The sequence below is a fragment of the Litoreibacter sp. GN1-5 genome (genome assembly GCF_055693805.1).
In genome coordinates this window covers 3,073,508-3,087,714 of record NZ_JBVFUP010000001.1, presented here as the reverse complement: position 1 = coordinate 3,087,714, position 14,207 = coordinate 3,073,508, and the positions used below count along the sequence as shown (strand labels likewise).

The following is a 14,207-nucleotide window of genomic DNA, read 5'->3' as shown; positions in this document are numbered from 1 at the left end:
TCAGACCTGAACGAGTGTTCCGAAGATTTTCTCGGCGTGGTCAGTCAGGTAAATTTGAAGCCAAGGTGTGAATTTTGACGGATGTTTTGTGATCTCGGTCGTCAGATCATAAACGCTGATCCATTTGACCTCCATCACTTCATCAGGATTTGGCGCAAGGGGCAGGTCCGGGCTGGCTTCGGCTAAGAAGATATCCACCAGCTCATGTTCTATGAGCCCGCCACCCACATCGGCGCGATATTCAACCTGATCACGAAAGAATGGGGAAAGACCTGTAATCCCCAACTCCTCGTTCAGTCGTCTGATGGCGCATGCCTCTGGGGTTTCATCCCACAGAGGATGCGTGCAGCAGGTGTTCGCCCAAAGGCCCGGCGTGTGGTATTTGCCCAAAGCGCGACGTTGGATCAGAACCTTGTCGTTATACATCACAAAGACAGACACTGCCTTGTGGCGCAGACCTTTTTGGTGCGCTTCCAATTTGTCCACTGGCACCAATTTACCAGCGACCCAAGCGGGGATCATGTTATGATCATCCGTCATGTCGAAATTGCAGGGATTAGCCGCATCAAATGCGCGACATTCTTTATGCCGATCTTCAAATGCGCCATGGGGCGTGCCTTTACCAGTTTCTTGTTCATATAGGCCTCGAATGTCAGGCGTTGCACATCCACGTCATGGCAAAGAGATACAAACCGTTCACGGCGTTCGTCGGATTTATAATATGCTGCTTGCATCGCCCCCAGCATTTTGAACACTGTGCCATGCTCTTTCATGAAGACCTTACGCGCCAGTTTCAAGTCCTTCGCGTTGCCTGACGCAAGGCAAGCCATTGTTGCATTCGCAGCTTCACGCCCACAGGCCATTGCATAGTAGATGCCCTCACCAGAGGCCGGTGCCACAACGCCGGCCGCGTCCCCCGCCAACAACACGTCATGACCGTTATCCCAACGGTCGAGCGGCTTGAGCGGAATCGGCGCGCCTTCTTTTCGGATTGTTTTGCATTCGGTTAGGCCCGCAGTTTCGCGCAGCAAGCGAGTGGCGTCTTTCAAATCGGTTCCGGTGATTTCGGTTCCCATGCCAACACTGATTGAGGAGCCATGGGGAAAAACCCACCCGTAAAAGTCAGGCGAGATAACACCATCATAAATCACATCGCAGCGCATTGGATCGTAGTTTGGCAAATTCTGGGGGGTCTCGATGATTTCGTGGTAGGCGATGACGTAGGGGATCATATCACCGCCCGGCACCTCTGCCCGGCCAACATTAGACCGCGCTCCATCTGCACCAATGATCAGCTTGGTCTTTATCCGCCGTTCTTGCTTGGTTGCCTTATCACGGTAGATCACAACAGGTTGGCCACCTGTCCGGTCAATCTGCAGGAATGTGCCGATGAAAGACTGCGTGCCCGATCTGACGGCTCTTAACCGCAGAAATTCGTCAAAATGCTCGCGGTCGACCATGCCGATAAAGCCATTCTCAATTGGCATGTTGACCGATCTGCCCGTAGGGGAAATCATTCGCGCTGTATTGATCCGTGCGACCAGTTGACTGTCCGGAATATCGAAATCCTGTATCGCCCGCGGGGGTATTGCACCACCGCAAGGCTTAATACGACCGGCACGATCCAACATGGCCACTTTATACCCTTTGCAGGCCAGATCATCAGCCGCAGTTGCCCCAGCGGGACCGCCACCCACGACAACAACATCATAGAGCATGGCTATTCTCCCGGTATGAGGTTTGTAGTGCGGGCGATATCGCGCCCTTCGATAATCTGAAAGGCAAGATAAGCTGCGATCAGGAACAGTGCGCCTTCGGCCAGAAACACAGACCCGAATGCATCGGCATCCGTCATGGTGCGACGCAGCACGTCCACTGCCCCCGCCCCCAGCAATCCGCCAAAGCCTGCAGCAACAGCCTGTGCCGCACCCCATAAACCCATCCGGGTGCCAGTTCGACGGTCCCGGCCCTGTCCGGCCAGCTGCATCATTGATCCGATGGCAGCAACAGCAAATGCTCCATTGGCAAACCCAAGGAATACAGTGGCAGGCATAACGAGCGTCGCAGCACCCGTCTGGCCAATGGCATATAGCCCGATCAGGGCGACCGCAGACAAAAGACATCCACCTGTAACCCAGTGCTTGAGGGATCCCAGTTTAAGCCCCGTCGCGCAGATGCCGACCGTGACCATGCCGACAAAGACCCCACCGTTCTGCGCGCCTGACAGGGCGGTAGACGCGCCAGGGGTGAAGCCAAAAACGAGCCCTGCGTAAGGCTCAAGAATAAGCTCCTGCATGAAATAGGCTGTCATGGACAGAAAAACGAAGATGGTGAAATTGCGGGCCTTGCGTTCGGACCAGACTTCTTTGAGGCCGGTCAGGAAAGGTGTATCATCCGGCTGATCATATTGGACGGTCACGCGCGCTTCGATCCCCCACACGGCAAGGGCGGTGAGCAAGACGGCACCGAGGGTGACAATAGCTACAATCTTCAAAAGCAAAGTAGCAGAATATGGGTCAAGGAAACTGCCAACGGTGCCCGCGGTGATGGCGATGCCCGCGATCATCATAAGCCACGTGATCGTCGCAGCCGCTGCCCGGCGGTTGGGGGCGGTCGCAGTGGCAAGCAATGCCAAAAGAGATGTGCCGGAGGCCCCTACACCCAGCCCGATCAGGGCATAGGCGAGTATCGACAGGATAAGGCCAAGCATAAAGTCGGTTTCCATGACGACAACACTTGCTGCTGCCCCGAAACCACCCATGGCCAGCGCCACCATACCCCCAATGATCCAGCGGGTACGGCTGCCACCCGCATCAGACATAAACCCCCAGTTGGGTCGGGTGATTTGGATGCCGTAATGCAATGCGACAAGCAGACCCGGCAGAACTGCAGGTAAGGCAAGCTCGACCACCATCAGGCGATTTAGGGTCGAGGTCGTCAATACAACAACCGCGCCAAGCGCCATTTGCACCAGACCAAGGCGGATGATGGAAAGCCAGCTCAGCGACATCAGATGATCCCCCTTAACGCAAAGGCCGCGATCATCATGCCGCTGACATAGAGCGCAACACCTGTTCCGTTATACCACGGGGCTTTTGCCTTCGGATCTTTGAATAGAACTGTCATCGCCAAAAGTTGAAGGGTTAGAACGCAAACAACAGACGCCGAATGCAGAGGTTTATCCCATAGAAACAGCAGCGCGATAACCGCAACCTGAGGCAGGGCCATGACCCAACAGGCCACTTGTGCGGCGCGGCGTGGGCCAAGCGTGACGGGCAGAGAGTTGACGCCGGTTTGGCGGTCGCCCTCCAACGCCTTGAAATCGTTTAGCGTCATGATCCCATGCGCGCCAATCGCATAGAGCGCCGCGATAATGATGATAGGCCATCCCGGCGCACCCGCACTTAATACTGCGGCGCCGGTGAACCACGGCAATCCCTCGTAACAGAGGCCGACAAGGCCCGGCCCCCACCATCCGGATTTCTTTAGGCGGATGGGTTCGGCTGAATAGGCCCATGCGCTAACCACGCCAACACAGGTTGCTGCAAAGCCCCAAGGCCCAAGCATATAGCCCACAGCCAGCGACAGGACAGACATGGCAAGCGCGATCCACAAGCCCCAACGACCGGGGATGCGTCCGGATGGAATAGGGCGATCAGGTTCATTAATGGCATCGACATGCCGGTCACACCAGTCATTGGCGGCCTGACTCATACCACACACAATGGGGCCAGCCAGCACGACGCCCAGAACGACCAGCCCCCATTGCCCTGCAGGCGAAACACCCGACGAGACAACGCCGCACAGATAAGCCCACATTGGTGGAAACCAAGTAATTGGTTTCAGAAGCCGGAGGGTTGCAATTGGATCCGGGTATAAACGTGACTGTAAATTTATAGTTACATTCATATGTAAACTAAACTATACAATCTGAGTCTCATCAAGGAGTTTTTGACAACCCTTGAAATTCAAACATCACAAAACTTTGCCCGGAAGCATGGTTTCAGGATCAAAGAGAGGCGGTAATGCCACCATCCACATAAAGGATGTGCCCGTTCACAAAACTTGATGCTGGCGCACTTAGGAAAACGCAAGCGCCAACCAGTTCTTCAACATTACCCCAACGCCCCGCAGGCGTGCGCTTTTCCAACCATGCGCTGAAGTCCGGGTCTGCAACCAGCGCAGCATTCAAGGGCGTGTCGAAATATCCGGGCGCTATTGCATTGCATTGTAACCCGTATTTCGCCCAATCCGTCGCCATACCCTTGGTCAAATTACCGACCGCCCCTTTCGTTGCCGTATAAGGGGCAATACCCGGTCGCGCCAAGGCGGTCTGGACAGAGGCGATGTTGATGATTTTTCCGGCTTTGCGTTTGATCATATGCAGCGCGACGGCCTGACCCACATGGAACACGCTGGCAATGTTGGTTTGCAATAACCGCTCAAACGCCTCTGGGGGGAAATTCTCCAACTCGGTTCGATGTTGCATCCCTGCGTTATTCACAAGAATATCAATGGGTCCGGTGTCTTGCTCAAACCTGTCCACCGCCGTCTGCACAGCGTCATGGTCTGTTGCATCAAAAGGCAACTTATCAACCTGCGCACCTGTTTCATGCAAGGACTGTGCGGCTATTTCCAATTTAGAAACATCCCGCCCATTCAGGATGACAGAAGCGCCAGCATCAGTCAGCCCTTTTGCCAGCGCAAACCCGATCCCTTGGGAGGATCCAGTGATCAAGGCGCGTTTGCCGGTCAAATCGAACAACTCTTTTCCCGCTGCCATCCGTCCGTCTTCCTTTTGATCATCCCGACACGTACAAGAGGATATGTATACAGTGACACTTACAAACGCCATCGCTTCGTAAATACATTCAAAGGTCGAACATGAAATCCATTGTTATTCACGCGGCCAAAGATTTGCGCATTGAAGATCGGGTTGTCGAAGACCCCGGCCCCGGTGAAGTTCAAATTAAGCTCGCAGTCGGGGGAATATGCGGATCAGACCTGCATTATTATAATGAAGGCGGGTTCGGAGCAGTTCGCCTGAAAGAGCCGATGGTGCTGGGGCATGAGGTCTCTGGTCATATCACGAAACTTGGGGATGGCGTTCAGGGCTTGAAGGTTGGCCAATTGGTTGCAGTCTCGCCATCCCGCCCATGTCAGACATGCCGCTATTGCGCGCAAGGTAAGCAAAACAACTGCCTGAATATGCGGTTTTATGGCTCGGCCATGCCGTTTCCGCATGTGCAGGGGGCTTTTCGGGAAATACTTGTTGCGGATGCAAACCAATGCGCACCTGCTGACGGGTTAAGCGCAAATGAGGCTGCTGTAGCCGAACCACTGGCAGTTTGTTTGCATGCAACGCGGCAGGCCGGTGAATTGTTGGGCAAATCGGTTTTGGTAACCGGGTGCGGCCCGATCGGGATTCTGTCCATCCTGTCCGCCCGTTTTGCCGGAGCAGATACGGTCGTGGCGACAGATCTGTCAGAATTTACATTATCCAAAGCAAAAACAGCCGGGGCAGATCAGGTCATCAATATGAACAAGACGCCTGATGGCCTTTCCCGGTTTATGGTAGAGAAAGGTACATTTGATGTGCTGTATGAATGCTCGGGCGCAGTATCCGCACTGACCGCTGGCATACATGCCCTTAGACCGGGTGGGGTAATCATACAACTTGGTTTGAGTGGCGATATGACGTTACCTCTGATGGCGATTACGACCAAAGAGCTACAACTGCGTGGGTCATTCCGCTTTCATGAAGAGTTTTTCACCGGTGTGTCGCTGATGCAAAAGGGACTTATCGACGTGAAACCCCTGATCACCCAGACGATGCCATTGGCTGAGGCCAAGCAGGCCTTCGTAATTGCAAATGATCGGACACAAGCCGTAAAAACGCAGATCGTTTTTTCCTGAAGATACACCCTTCAGGCTGTTTCTTGCCGGTTGGCACAAACACTTCCATTTGATTGGTCATCATACCCTGCATTCGATATCCAATACAGAAAAGCAACCGGAAGCCGTTACGATGGCCAGATACAATTCATTTTCGCTGTCATGTGCCTGCAATAAAGGCATAATACCTTTGGCAGACATTCGGTTTTACCCCTGAACCTGCAATCCAAGTATTGCCGCGCGTACCGGATCGCAAACTCCCCGAGGATTTCCATATGACTCAGATTGCCCAGACTGCTCCGCTTGCCCCGAATGAGGCTGCATCGCTGTTTGAAACTGTGAGAGCGTGCACCCGTGATCTGGTCAAACCTCTTGGGCCTGAGGATATGGTTTTGCAATCCATGGAAGACGCAAGCCCGGCAAAATGGCATCTGGCACATACAACATGGTTCTTCGAGGAATTCATTCTAAAGCCTCGCGACGCAGGTTACGTATCCCCCGATGACCGCTTTGCATTTCTCTTCAACTCTTACTATGTGCAAGCTGGCCCGCGTCACGCACGCGACAAACGCGGCCTGGTGTCCCGTCCGACGGTAGATGATGTCATGGCCTATCGCAGCTATGTGGAGGATGCTTTGGCAAGCCTGTTGAATGCAGGCCGCGATGATACACCCGAGATCGCCGGTCTGGTCGAACTGGGATGTCACCATGAAATGCAGCATCAGGAATTGCTTGTAACAGACCTTTTGCACGGGCTGTCTTATAACCCTTTGCTACCCGCTTATCGCGACCCGCAGCCTATGCCTGTGACACGGGAAGTCCTGCTTCAGTTTACAACATATGATGGTGGGCTGACCGAGATCGGCCATGACGGCGAAGGCTTTGCTTATGATTGCGAAGGGCCGCGCCACAAGACCTACATTGCCCCTTTTCAGATGGCGAACCGGCCTGTCACTAATCGTGACTGGATCGCGTTCATGGAGGACGATGGCTATCAGAAAACACCTCTGTGGTTGATGGACGGATGGGCAACCTGTCAGCGGGAAGGTTGGACTGCACCCCTTTACTGGTGGCAACAAGATGGCGCTTGGTGGACTTTCACGCTACGCGGACCACAGCCTGTCAATCTGGACGCACCGGTGGTGCATGTCAGCTATTATGAAGCTGATGCATTCGCCCGATGGACTGGCGCACGCCTTCCGACCGAGGCCGAGTGGGAACTATCAGCCCGTGATCATCCGATCAGTGGTAATTTTTTAGATAATAAAGCGCTGCGCCCCCTTCCTGGTGGTGATTTCTGGGGCGACGTCTGGGAATGGACGCAAAGCCCGTTCACTCCCTATCCCGGTTTCCGACCCCCTGAAGGGGCTATTGGCGAATACAATGGGAAATTCATGGTCAATCAGTTTGTGCTGCGCGGCGGGTCTTGTGCCACACCGCTGGCGCAGATGCGCCCGACCTACCGGACATTTTTCTACCCTCATCAGCGCTGGCAGATGCTTGGCCTGCGTCTTGCAAAGGACGTGTGATATGGACAAACAAGTTATCGAGAACAGAGCATTGCTGACTTCCGCCATTACCGGCCTGATGAGTGAGCCGAAATATCTGGAAAGCAAATGGTTTTATGACAGAAACGGATCGGCTCTGTTCGAACAGATCACAGAATTGCCGGAATACTATCCAACCCGAACCGAGCTGGAAATTCTCGAAGGCAATGCCAATGATCTGGCGAAATATGTTCCTGCCAATGCGGCCCTCGTTGAGCTTGGAAGCGGTGCCAGCACAAAGACCCGGATTCTGTTGGATCGATTTAATACGCTGACTGCATACCTGCCGGTTGATATTTCCGAGCAATTCCTGAAAGCAACGGCAAAAAAGCTGTCCTCAGACTATCCCCTTTTGAGTGTCGAACCTGTTGTCGCCGATTTCATGGGCCCCGTACATTTGCCGGCAGCCCACTCAGCTTTGCCAAAAGTTGCTTTTTTCCCAGGGTCTACGATTGGGAACCTATCCAAAGAGGACGCAATCGCATTGCTAAGCCGGGTACGTCAGTGGCAAGGTGTCTCGGCGTTCATTCTTGGCGTTGATCTTGTAAAAGATCCCCAAACCCTGATCCGCGCTTATGACGATGCAGCAGGCGTGACTGCGGCATTCAACCTCAATCTGCTAGCCCGCCTGAATCGTGAGGCGGACGCGGTCTTTAATCTTGACGCGTTTGCCCATGAAGCCCGCTGGAATGAAACGGATGAGCGGATCGAAATGCATCTGGTCAGCCGTAAGGCGCAAACCGTCCGTGTCGGGCCTGAGAGTATTTCCTTTAAAGCCGGAGAAAGTATTCACACCGAAAACAGTCATAAGTATAACGAGAAAAGCCTGAATTACATCGCACAGAAGGCCGGATGGTCCGTCAATACAATCATGAAAGACAATAAAAATCTGTTTGCCGTTGCTGTTTTGACCCCACAATAGACGCGCCTTCGCAAAATCTGCGAGCTATGTCAGAGTATATCTTCCTCTGCACCAGATGCAGAGATTCCAAGCGCTTCGAGCCCGTTTTCCAGATGATCCGCAAAATGCGGGGTGCCGATCACGTAGTCGGCAGTCGGGGTTGAGGCCTCTGCCCGCGCAGTTTCCAAGGCTTCTTTAAACTCATCCGCCGAAAAACTGTCGCGTCCAACCCACATCACGGCAACGAGGCTGGCCTGTTCATCCTCGTTCAAATTCTCAATAAATGCACGCAATTCTGGTTCTGCTCTTTCGACCTCATGGCCAAACAGTATGACCTGAGCAATTTTTGATGTGGCAATTTCAAGCATAACAGCCTCCGGCGCGTTAAATCATACGGGAACTTTGCTGCATATGCCATACAGACGACATGACATGGATCAAAGGGAGCAATTGCATTTCTGATCCGTTAAAAGTCATCCAATAGCGCTGACGCTTCGTATAGACATATGAACACGTATATGGAGTGGTAATATGGGCAATATGCGTCTTATTTTTTCGTGCATGATAATGGCAGCAATCACGACCACGTCAGCGGTGGCGGAACCGAATATGGCCGCGATCAAATCCAAATCGGAATTCATTAATGCGATATCCGGTAAACATCTGACAATGTTCGCAATAAAACTGAAAGTCACACCTGACGGTGATATTGCAGGCAATGCTTATGGCCGCAAAGTCAGCGGAAATTGGCAATGGAATGATGGCTATTTCTGCCGCAGCCTTTATTGGGGTAAGCGGGATCTTGGCCCAAATTGTCAGGAAGTTAAGTTAGGTGACGGCAAGATCAGGTTCACGTCAGACAAAGGCGCAGGACAGTTTGCTGACCTAAGCCTTAAGTAAGACCTAAAAATCTACCGCAATCCCTTTTTTCTCCCAATCTCCATAGCGGATGGGTTCTGGCCCGTCTCTTCCGCCCAGCTCAGGTGGCATGTCCAGTTCTTGCTGGGCATCCCTACGGTCTTGCGCCTCTTTCAAGGCGCGTTTGGCCGCCGGTGTTAGCTCTGGGCTTTCAGAACGCTCAGTCATCGGACGCCTATCCTTGTTCATTGCTACAACGTGATATACGGCCTGCATCAAAGGAGACAAGGTATGGCCGAAAATCAATCTCATAATAAACCCGGCCTGGCTGCACGGCGCGCAGCGGTTCACTTGCTGAATACTGTTCTGGAAGACAAGCGGCAGATGTCTGATTTGCTAGGACAAAACGGCCCGTTAGGGTCTTTGCAAGGCGCAGATCGCGCCCGTGCGCAAAGGTTAGCGGTTGAAACTCTGCGCAACTTGTCGCGTGCGGATCACATTCTGGATCAGTTCCTGGATCGTCGCCCGCCCGCATCTGCACATAATATCCTACGTCTAGCAACGATTGAGCTTTGCCTGGACAAAGCCGCACCCCATGGTGTGGTCGATACGACCGTGACACTGATGCGCAAGAACAAGAAAACCGGCAAGCTTGCAGCGCTTGCAAATGCAGTTTTGCGCAAAGTCGCCGCCAAGGGGCCGGCGCTTTGGGATAGTTTGCCCCCGCAACCCTGCCCAAATGGCTGCGTAGACGCATTGTGCATATCTATGACGAAACCATTGTGAAGGCGATTGAAGTTGCTCATTCAAAGGGGGTGCCGCTCGATCTGACGCTACAGTCAGGCGAAGATCTTGAAAGTTGGGCAAAGAAACTTGACGCGAAACTGCTGCCAACAAGGTCTTTGCGCCTTGAACGATCCGTTCAGCTTACTGACCTGACAGGTTATTCTGACGGAAAATGGTGGGTGCAGGATGCGGCCGCAGCACTTCCTGCGCGGTTGCTCGCTCCGCAAAAGGGCGAGGCCATCCTTGATTTATGCGCAGCGCCAGGGGGCAAAACAATGCAACTGGCCTCTGCCGGGGCTGACGTCACCGCATTGGATCTGTCCAAGGATCGGATGACCCGACTGCAAGATAACTTGGCCCGTGTCGGACTTGCTGCTGATTGCGTGACAGCCGACGCCCTAAACTGGACGCCAAAGAAACCGTTTGATGCTATTCTTCTGGATGCGCCATGCTCTGCCACAGGTACAATACGTCGGCATCCCGATTTGCCCTTCGTCAAAACCGGCAAAGGTCTTGATGAGCTGTTTCAGCTACAATCTGATTTGATCGACCGTGCCGTTGCAATGCTGAGGCCCGGTGGGCGTTTTGTTTATTGCACCTGTTCTTTACTGACCGAAGAAGGGGAACGGCAAGCCAAACTGGCAATGGAACGCCATAGTTTGACAGAACTTGAACCCAACCCACAAGACTTAGGCATTGACCCTGGATGGCTTGCAAATTCGGGGGGTATTCGTCTGCGGCCTGACTATTGGGGTGAGTGTGGCGGAATGGACGGCTTTTACATGATTATGCTGAAAAAACCGCAATAGGCGGTGACAGCCACATGCCTTGGCAGTAATTTTGTCCTCATAAAAACAGACAACAAGTCGGTGAAACATGAGCAGTGAGGCAGTATTCGCCCCGTCATTTGCGGGCGGTCTAGGTGAGGCGTTTGTCGAGAAATTCAAGGCACAGTTCAGAGCTGTTCCAATTCAATCGCGTGTCTTTATCTCTCAACCTGAACTTCCCAGTTTTGGCTCTGCCGCACGGGGGCGGCAGCTTGCGGCAGGCAACTTCCGCTTTGGGGGCCATCTGATTGAAACGCCCAACGCATCAATCTGGTCGATCACGCCGCCCGATGATAATTTTGCATCAGAGCTGCATCAATTCAAATGGCTCGATGATTTGGTTGCCTTGGGTACGTGCGAAGCCCGCTATCTGGCACAGGACTGGATATCTCAGTGGGTTGACCTGTACGGGCACGGTAAAGGGTTTGCCTGGTCGCCGGATTTAACAGGATGCCGGTTGATCCACTGGATCAACCACGCGTTATTTATCATGCAAGGGCAACAAGCTTTAAACAGCGATGCTTATTTTAGATCGCTGAGCGAACAGGCGCTGTATTTGGGTCAAAAATGGCCGACGGCTTCACGCGGATTGCCACGGTTTGAGGCATTGACAGGTATGCTTTACGCAGGCCTCAGCCTTGAAGGCATGGGGCGTTTTGTAAGACCGGCAATGAATGCCTTATCACGCGAATGCGCAGATCAAATCAGTGCGAGCGGCGGATTGCCTTCGCGCAACCCAGAAGAGCTGTTGGAGGTCTTCACGCTTTTAAGCTGGGCTGCGACAGCGCTACGCGACACAGGTCGAACGCCGCTGCCAGAGCATTTGGCTGCGATTGACCGTATAGCGCCAACTTTGAAGATGCTGCGTCACGTGGATGGGGGGCTGACGCGATTTCATGGCGGCGGGCGCGGTATTGAAGAACAGTTGGAACACGTATTCGCATCAGGCGAAATTACCCCAAATGCACAGCTAACTATGGGATTTACGCGGCTAGAAGGTGGTCAGACATCTATCATTACCGACACAGCCGCACCATCGACACGTAAGTCATCCGCTTCAGCGCATGCCAGTACTCTGGCGTTTGAGATGACTTCGGGCAAACATCCTTTGATCGTAAATTGCGGTTCAGGCCGACCTTTCGGCCCGGATTGGACCCGCTCAGGACGTATGACACAGGCGCATTCAACTTTGGCTGTCGAAGGTATTCCGTCGGCCAGATTGAGCACAGAAACCGGTCAGGACCTTCTGACAGCCGCAGCAAGAACTGTTACGTCTCAGACGACCACAGACGACGATAACGTGCATATGATTGCGAGCCATAATGGATATACGCCAGATTTTGGGCTGACGCATGTTCGGCGTCTGGCGCTAGCTGTTGATGGTCATAGATTAACCGGCGAAGATACATTTGCGGCATTGTCGAACAAGGATCACATCCGGTTCGAGAAATATATGGACAGCAATGCCCTGACCGGTGTGCGATATGCAATCAGGTTTCATCTGCATCCTGACGTGGATGCGTCGCTTGATCTTGGGGGGAACGCGATCTCTCTGGCGGCAGGTGGCAGCGTTTGGATATTCAAGGCGACTGCCCCGGCTAAAATAACGCTGGAACCCAGTATATATCTGGAAAAAAGCCGTCCGAAACCGCGTATGACACAGCAGATCGTTTTGTCTGTGCATATGATGACATATGCAAGCCAAGTAAGCTGGTCTTTGGCACGGATTTAGGGCAAATGCTTGTCCTGCGTCAAACTACTTGCGCCGAGAAGCAAACGATCTTGCCCGAAAGGACCACACCTATGACCGACGTTGTGCCAATAACCAGAGCGCTGCTCTCTGTTTCTGACAAAACAGGATTGCTGGATCTGGCCAAAGCATTAACCGTCCGCGGGGTTACACTTCTGTCAACCGGCGGCACTGCCAAGGCAATGCGCGAGGCAGGGCTTGAGGTCGTTGATGTGTCAGATGTCACAGGCTTTCCTGAAATGATGGATGGGCGTGTTAAAACACTACATCCGAAGGTTCACGGCGGCCTTTTAGCGCTTCGTGATAATGCAGATCACAAGGCAGCAATGGATGAGCACGGAATTGGACCGATTGATCTGCTTGTGGTCAACCTTTACCCATTTGAAGAAACAGTCGCAAAAGGTGCCGATTACGAGACCTGTATCGAGAATATTGATATCGGCGGTCCGGCAATGATCCGCGCTGCAGCAAAGAACCATCGTTTTGTGAATGTCATAACAGATACCCAGGATTATGACGCGCTGATCTCTGAGTTGGATGCGAATGATGGTTCAACCTCTTACGCCTTCCGGCAAAAACTGGCTTTGACTGCTTATTCGCGGACCGCAGCTTATGATGCCGCCGTATCGGGGTGGCTTGCTGACGCTTTGAATGAAACGCCCCGTCGCCGGGTTTTTGCAGGCGCTTTGGCGCAGACCCTTCGCTACGGCGAAAACCCCCATCAGCAGGCGGCGTTCTACACCGATGGGTCAGCCAGATCCGGTGTTGCTACTGCAAAGCAGTGGCAGGGAAAAGAGCTTAGCTACAACAATATCAACGATACTGATGCAGCGTTTGAGCTGGTGGCGGAGTTTGATCCGAAAGATGGACCTGCTTGCGCTATTATCAAACATGCCAACCCCTGCGGCGTTGCGCGCGGCGAAACCTTGATCGATGCATACAAGGCCGCGCTTCAATGCGACCAGACTTCGGCCTTTGGCGGGATCATTGCATTGAACACGCCTTTGGATGGCCCGACAGCAGAACAGATCAGCGAGATTTTTACCGAGGTGATTATTGCGCCGGGGGCGGATGATGCCGCCAAAGCTGTGCTTGCCAAAAAGAAAAACCTTCGGCTTTTGACCACGGACAACTTGCCTGACACGCGCAGCACAGCTTTGGCGTATCGGCAAGTTTCGGGCGGTTTGCTGGTGCAGGATAAGGACAACGGATTTATTACTGCCGACGACCTGAAGGTTGCAACAAAACGTGCGCCAACAGATCAGGAAATAGCTGATCTCATGTTCGCTTGGACCGTCGCCAAACACGTCAAATCCAACGCCATCGTCTATGTGAAGAACGGGGCAACTGTCGGCATTGGAGCTGGCCAGATGAGCCGCGTGGATTCGACCAGAATTGCAGCACGCAAAGCACAGGATATGGCAGATGTGCTTGGTCTGGATGAGGCGCCGACGAAAGGCTCCGCTGTGGCCTCGGACGCGTTTTTCCCTTTGCAGATGGTCTGATCACCGCTGCAGAGGCCGGGGCAACTGCCCTGATACAACCGGGCGGATCAATGCGGGATGATGAGGTGATCCAGGCAGCAGATAAGCTGGGGTTGGCTATGGTCTTTACTGGCATGCGTCACTTCAGGCATTGAGGCG

General features: G+C 53.2%; 14 protein-coding genes and 1 pseudogene. 8 read left to right on the top strand and 7 right to left on the bottom strand.

Translation table 11 applies throughout. The annotated features are described in order from the left end of the window. The 5 genes from idi to ACZ1HF_RS15410 all read right to left on the bottom strand — a co-directional run bounded on the left by idi (window position 1) and on the right by ACZ1HF_RS15410 (window position 4,783). Window positions 1–540: an isopentenyl-diphosphate Delta-isomerase gene (idi, locus tag ACZ1HF_RS15430; RefSeq protein ID WP_472658350.1), complete on the bottom strand. Its 540-nt coding sequence runs from the start codon at window positions 538–540 to the stop codon at window positions 1–3. Further along, on the bottom strand, window positions 537–1,718 hold the full coding sequence (locus ACZ1HF_RS15425; RefSeq protein ID WP_472658349.1) for a geranylgeranyl diphosphate reductase: 1,182 nt from the start codon (window positions 1,716–1,718) through the stop codon (window positions 537–539). Before ACZ1HF_RS15425 ends, idi begins: the two co-directional genes overlap by 4 nt. Window positions 1,719–1,720: 2 nt before the next feature. After that, window positions 1,721–3,010, bottom strand: coding sequence for a BCD family MFS transporter (locus ACZ1HF_RS15420; protein ID WP_472658348.1), 1,290 nt, complete (start codon window positions 3,008–3,010; stop codon window positions 1,721–1,723). Beyond that, entirely contained in the window at window positions 3,010–3,909 is a 900-nt protein-coding gene (gene chlG, locus ACZ1HF_RS15415; RefSeq protein ID WP_472658347.1) for a chlorophyll synthase ChlG, read from the bottom strand. Before chlG ends, ACZ1HF_RS15420 begins: the two co-directional genes overlap by 1 nt. Window positions 3,910–4,009: 100 nt before the next feature. Next, window positions 4,010–4,783, bottom strand: coding sequence for an SDR family oxidoreductase (locus ACZ1HF_RS15410; protein WP_472658346.1), 774 nt, complete (start codon window positions 4,781–4,783; stop codon window positions 4,010–4,012). A gap of 101 nt (window positions 4,784–4,884) precedes the next feature. On the opposite strand from ACZ1HF_RS15410, the gene ACZ1HF_RS15405 reads away from it, so the two are divergent. The 3 genes from ACZ1HF_RS15405 (at window position 4,885) to egtD (ending at window position 8,364) form a co-directional block, all read left to right on the top strand. Continuing rightward, a complete protein-coding gene (locus ACZ1HF_RS15405; protein WP_472658345.1) occupies window positions 4,885–5,916 on the top strand; it encodes an L-idonate 5-dehydrogenase in 1,032 nt (343 codons plus the stop codon). Between the two features lie 254 nt (window positions 5,917–6,170). After that, on the top strand, window positions 6,171–7,424 hold the full coding sequence (gene egtB, locus ACZ1HF_RS15400) for an ergothioneine biosynthesis protein EgtB (RefSeq protein WP_472658344.1): 1,254 nt from the start codon (window positions 6,171–6,173) through the stop codon (window positions 7,422–7,424). A 1-nt stretch (window position 7,425) separates the two neighbouring features. Then, entirely contained in the window at window positions 7,426–8,364 is a 939-nt protein-coding gene (gene egtD / locus ACZ1HF_RS15395; RefSeq protein WP_472658343.1) for an L-histidine N(alpha)-methyltransferase, read from the top strand. A 29-nt stretch (window positions 8,365–8,393) separates the two neighbouring features. Here the strand turns inward: egtD and ACZ1HF_RS15390 are convergent, their stop codons facing one another. Beyond that, window positions 8,394–8,711 carry a DUF3775 domain-containing protein gene (locus tag ACZ1HF_RS15390; RefSeq protein ID WP_472658342.1) on the bottom strand — a complete coding sequence of 106 codons (318 nt, stop codon included), beginning with the start codon at window positions 8,709–8,711 and terminating at the stop codon, window positions 8,394–8,396. 241 nt (window positions 8,712–8,952) lie between these two features. Here ACZ1HF_RS15390 and ACZ1HF_RS15385 point away from each other — a divergent pair, with 241 nt between their 5' ends. After that, on the top strand, window positions 8,953–9,243 hold the full coding sequence (locus ACZ1HF_RS15385; protein WP_472658341.1) for a dihydrodipicolinate reductase: 291 nt from the start codon (window positions 8,953–8,955) through the stop codon (window positions 9,241–9,243). Between the two features lie 3 nt (window positions 9,244–9,246). Here ACZ1HF_RS15385 and ACZ1HF_RS15380 read toward each other — a convergent pair whose 3' ends face one another. Then, window positions 9,247–9,429: a DUF1674 domain-containing protein gene (locus ACZ1HF_RS15380; RefSeq protein ID WP_472658340.1), complete on the bottom strand. Its 183-nt coding sequence runs from the start codon at window positions 9,427–9,429 to the stop codon at window positions 9,247–9,249. Between the two features lie 63 nt (window positions 9,430–9,492). Between ACZ1HF_RS15380 and ACZ1HF_RS15375 the strand changes: the two genes are divergently transcribed. From ACZ1HF_RS15375 to purH, 4 genes and pseudogenes are all read left to right on the top strand, one after another. Next, complete coding sequence (locus ACZ1HF_RS15375; RefSeq protein WP_472658339.1) at window positions 9,493–9,987, top strand: transcription antitermination factor NusB; 495 nt, start codon at window positions 9,493–9,495, stop codon at window positions 9,985–9,987. Continuing rightward, entirely contained in the window at window positions 9,960–10,796 is an 837-nt protein-coding gene (locus ACZ1HF_RS15370; protein WP_472658338.1) for an RsmB/NOP family class I SAM-dependent RNA methyltransferase, read from the top strand. The genes ACZ1HF_RS15375 and ACZ1HF_RS15370 overlap by 28 nt, the downstream gene beginning before the upstream one ends. Before the next feature lie 67 nt (window positions 10,797–10,863). Beyond that, window positions 10,864–12,546: a heparinase II/III family protein gene (locus tag ACZ1HF_RS15365; protein ID WP_472658337.1), complete on the top strand. Its 1,683-nt coding sequence runs from the start codon at window positions 10,864–10,866 to the stop codon at window positions 12,544–12,546. Window positions 12,547–12,617: 71 nt separating this feature from the next. Continuing rightward, window positions 12,618–14,203, top strand: a pseudogene (purH, locus tag ACZ1HF_RS15360) (bifunctional phosphoribosylaminoimidazolecarboxamide formyltransferase/IMP cyclohydrolase). Window positions 14,204–14,207 lie beyond the last annotated feature (4 nt).

Bases quoted from the DNA above. Each gene is read 5' to 3' on its own strand.
- ACZ1HF_RS15405 (WP_472658345.1), top strand. From the start codon at position 4,885: ATGAAATCCATTGTTATTCACGCGGCCAAAGATTTGCGCATTGAAGAT.
- ACZ1HF_RS15390 (WP_472658342.1), bottom strand. From the start codon at position 8,711: ATGCTTGAAATTGCCACATCAAAAATTGCTCAGGTCATACTGTTTGGC.
- ACZ1HF_RS15420 (WP_472658348.1), bottom strand. From the start codon at position 3,010: ATGTCGCTGAGCTGGCTTTCCATCATCCGCCTTGGTCTGGTGCAAATG.
- egtB (WP_472658344.1), top strand. From the start codon at position 6,171: ATGACTCAGATTGCCCAGACTGCTCCGCTTGCCCCGAATGAGGCTGCA.
- idi (WP_472658350.1), bottom strand. From the start codon at position 540: ATGACGGATGATCATAACATGATCCCCGCTTGGGTCGCTGGTAAATTG.
- ACZ1HF_RS15410 (WP_472658346.1), bottom strand. From the start codon at position 4,783: ATGGCAGCGGGAAAAGAGTTGTTCGATTTGACCGGCAAACGCGCCTTG.
- ACZ1HF_RS15385 (WP_472658341.1), top strand. From the start codon at position 8,953: ATGGCCGCGATCAAATCCAAATCGGAATTCATTAATGCGATATCCGGT.
- egtD (WP_472658343.1), top strand. From the start codon at position 7,426: ATGGACAAACAAGTTATCGAGAACAGAGCATTGCTGACTTCCGCCATT.
- ACZ1HF_RS15380 (WP_472658340.1), bottom strand. From the start codon at position 9,429: ATGACTGAGCGTTCTGAAAGCCCAGAGCTAACACCGGCGGCCAAACGC.
- ACZ1HF_RS15425 (WP_472658349.1), bottom strand. From the start codon at position 1,718: ATGCTCTATGATGTTGTTGTCGTGGGTGGCGGTCCCGCTGGGGCAACT.
- ACZ1HF_RS15375 (WP_472658339.1), top strand. From the start codon at position 9,493: ATGGCCGAAAATCAATCTCATAATAAACCCGGCCTGGCTGCACGGCGC.
- chlG (WP_472658347.1), bottom strand. From the start codon at position 3,909: ATGAATGTAACTATAAATTTACAGTCACGTTTATACCCGGATCCAATT.
- ACZ1HF_RS15365 (WP_472658337.1), top strand. From the start codon at position 10,864: ATGAGCAGTGAGGCAGTATTCGCCCCGTCATTTGCGGGCGGTCTAGGT.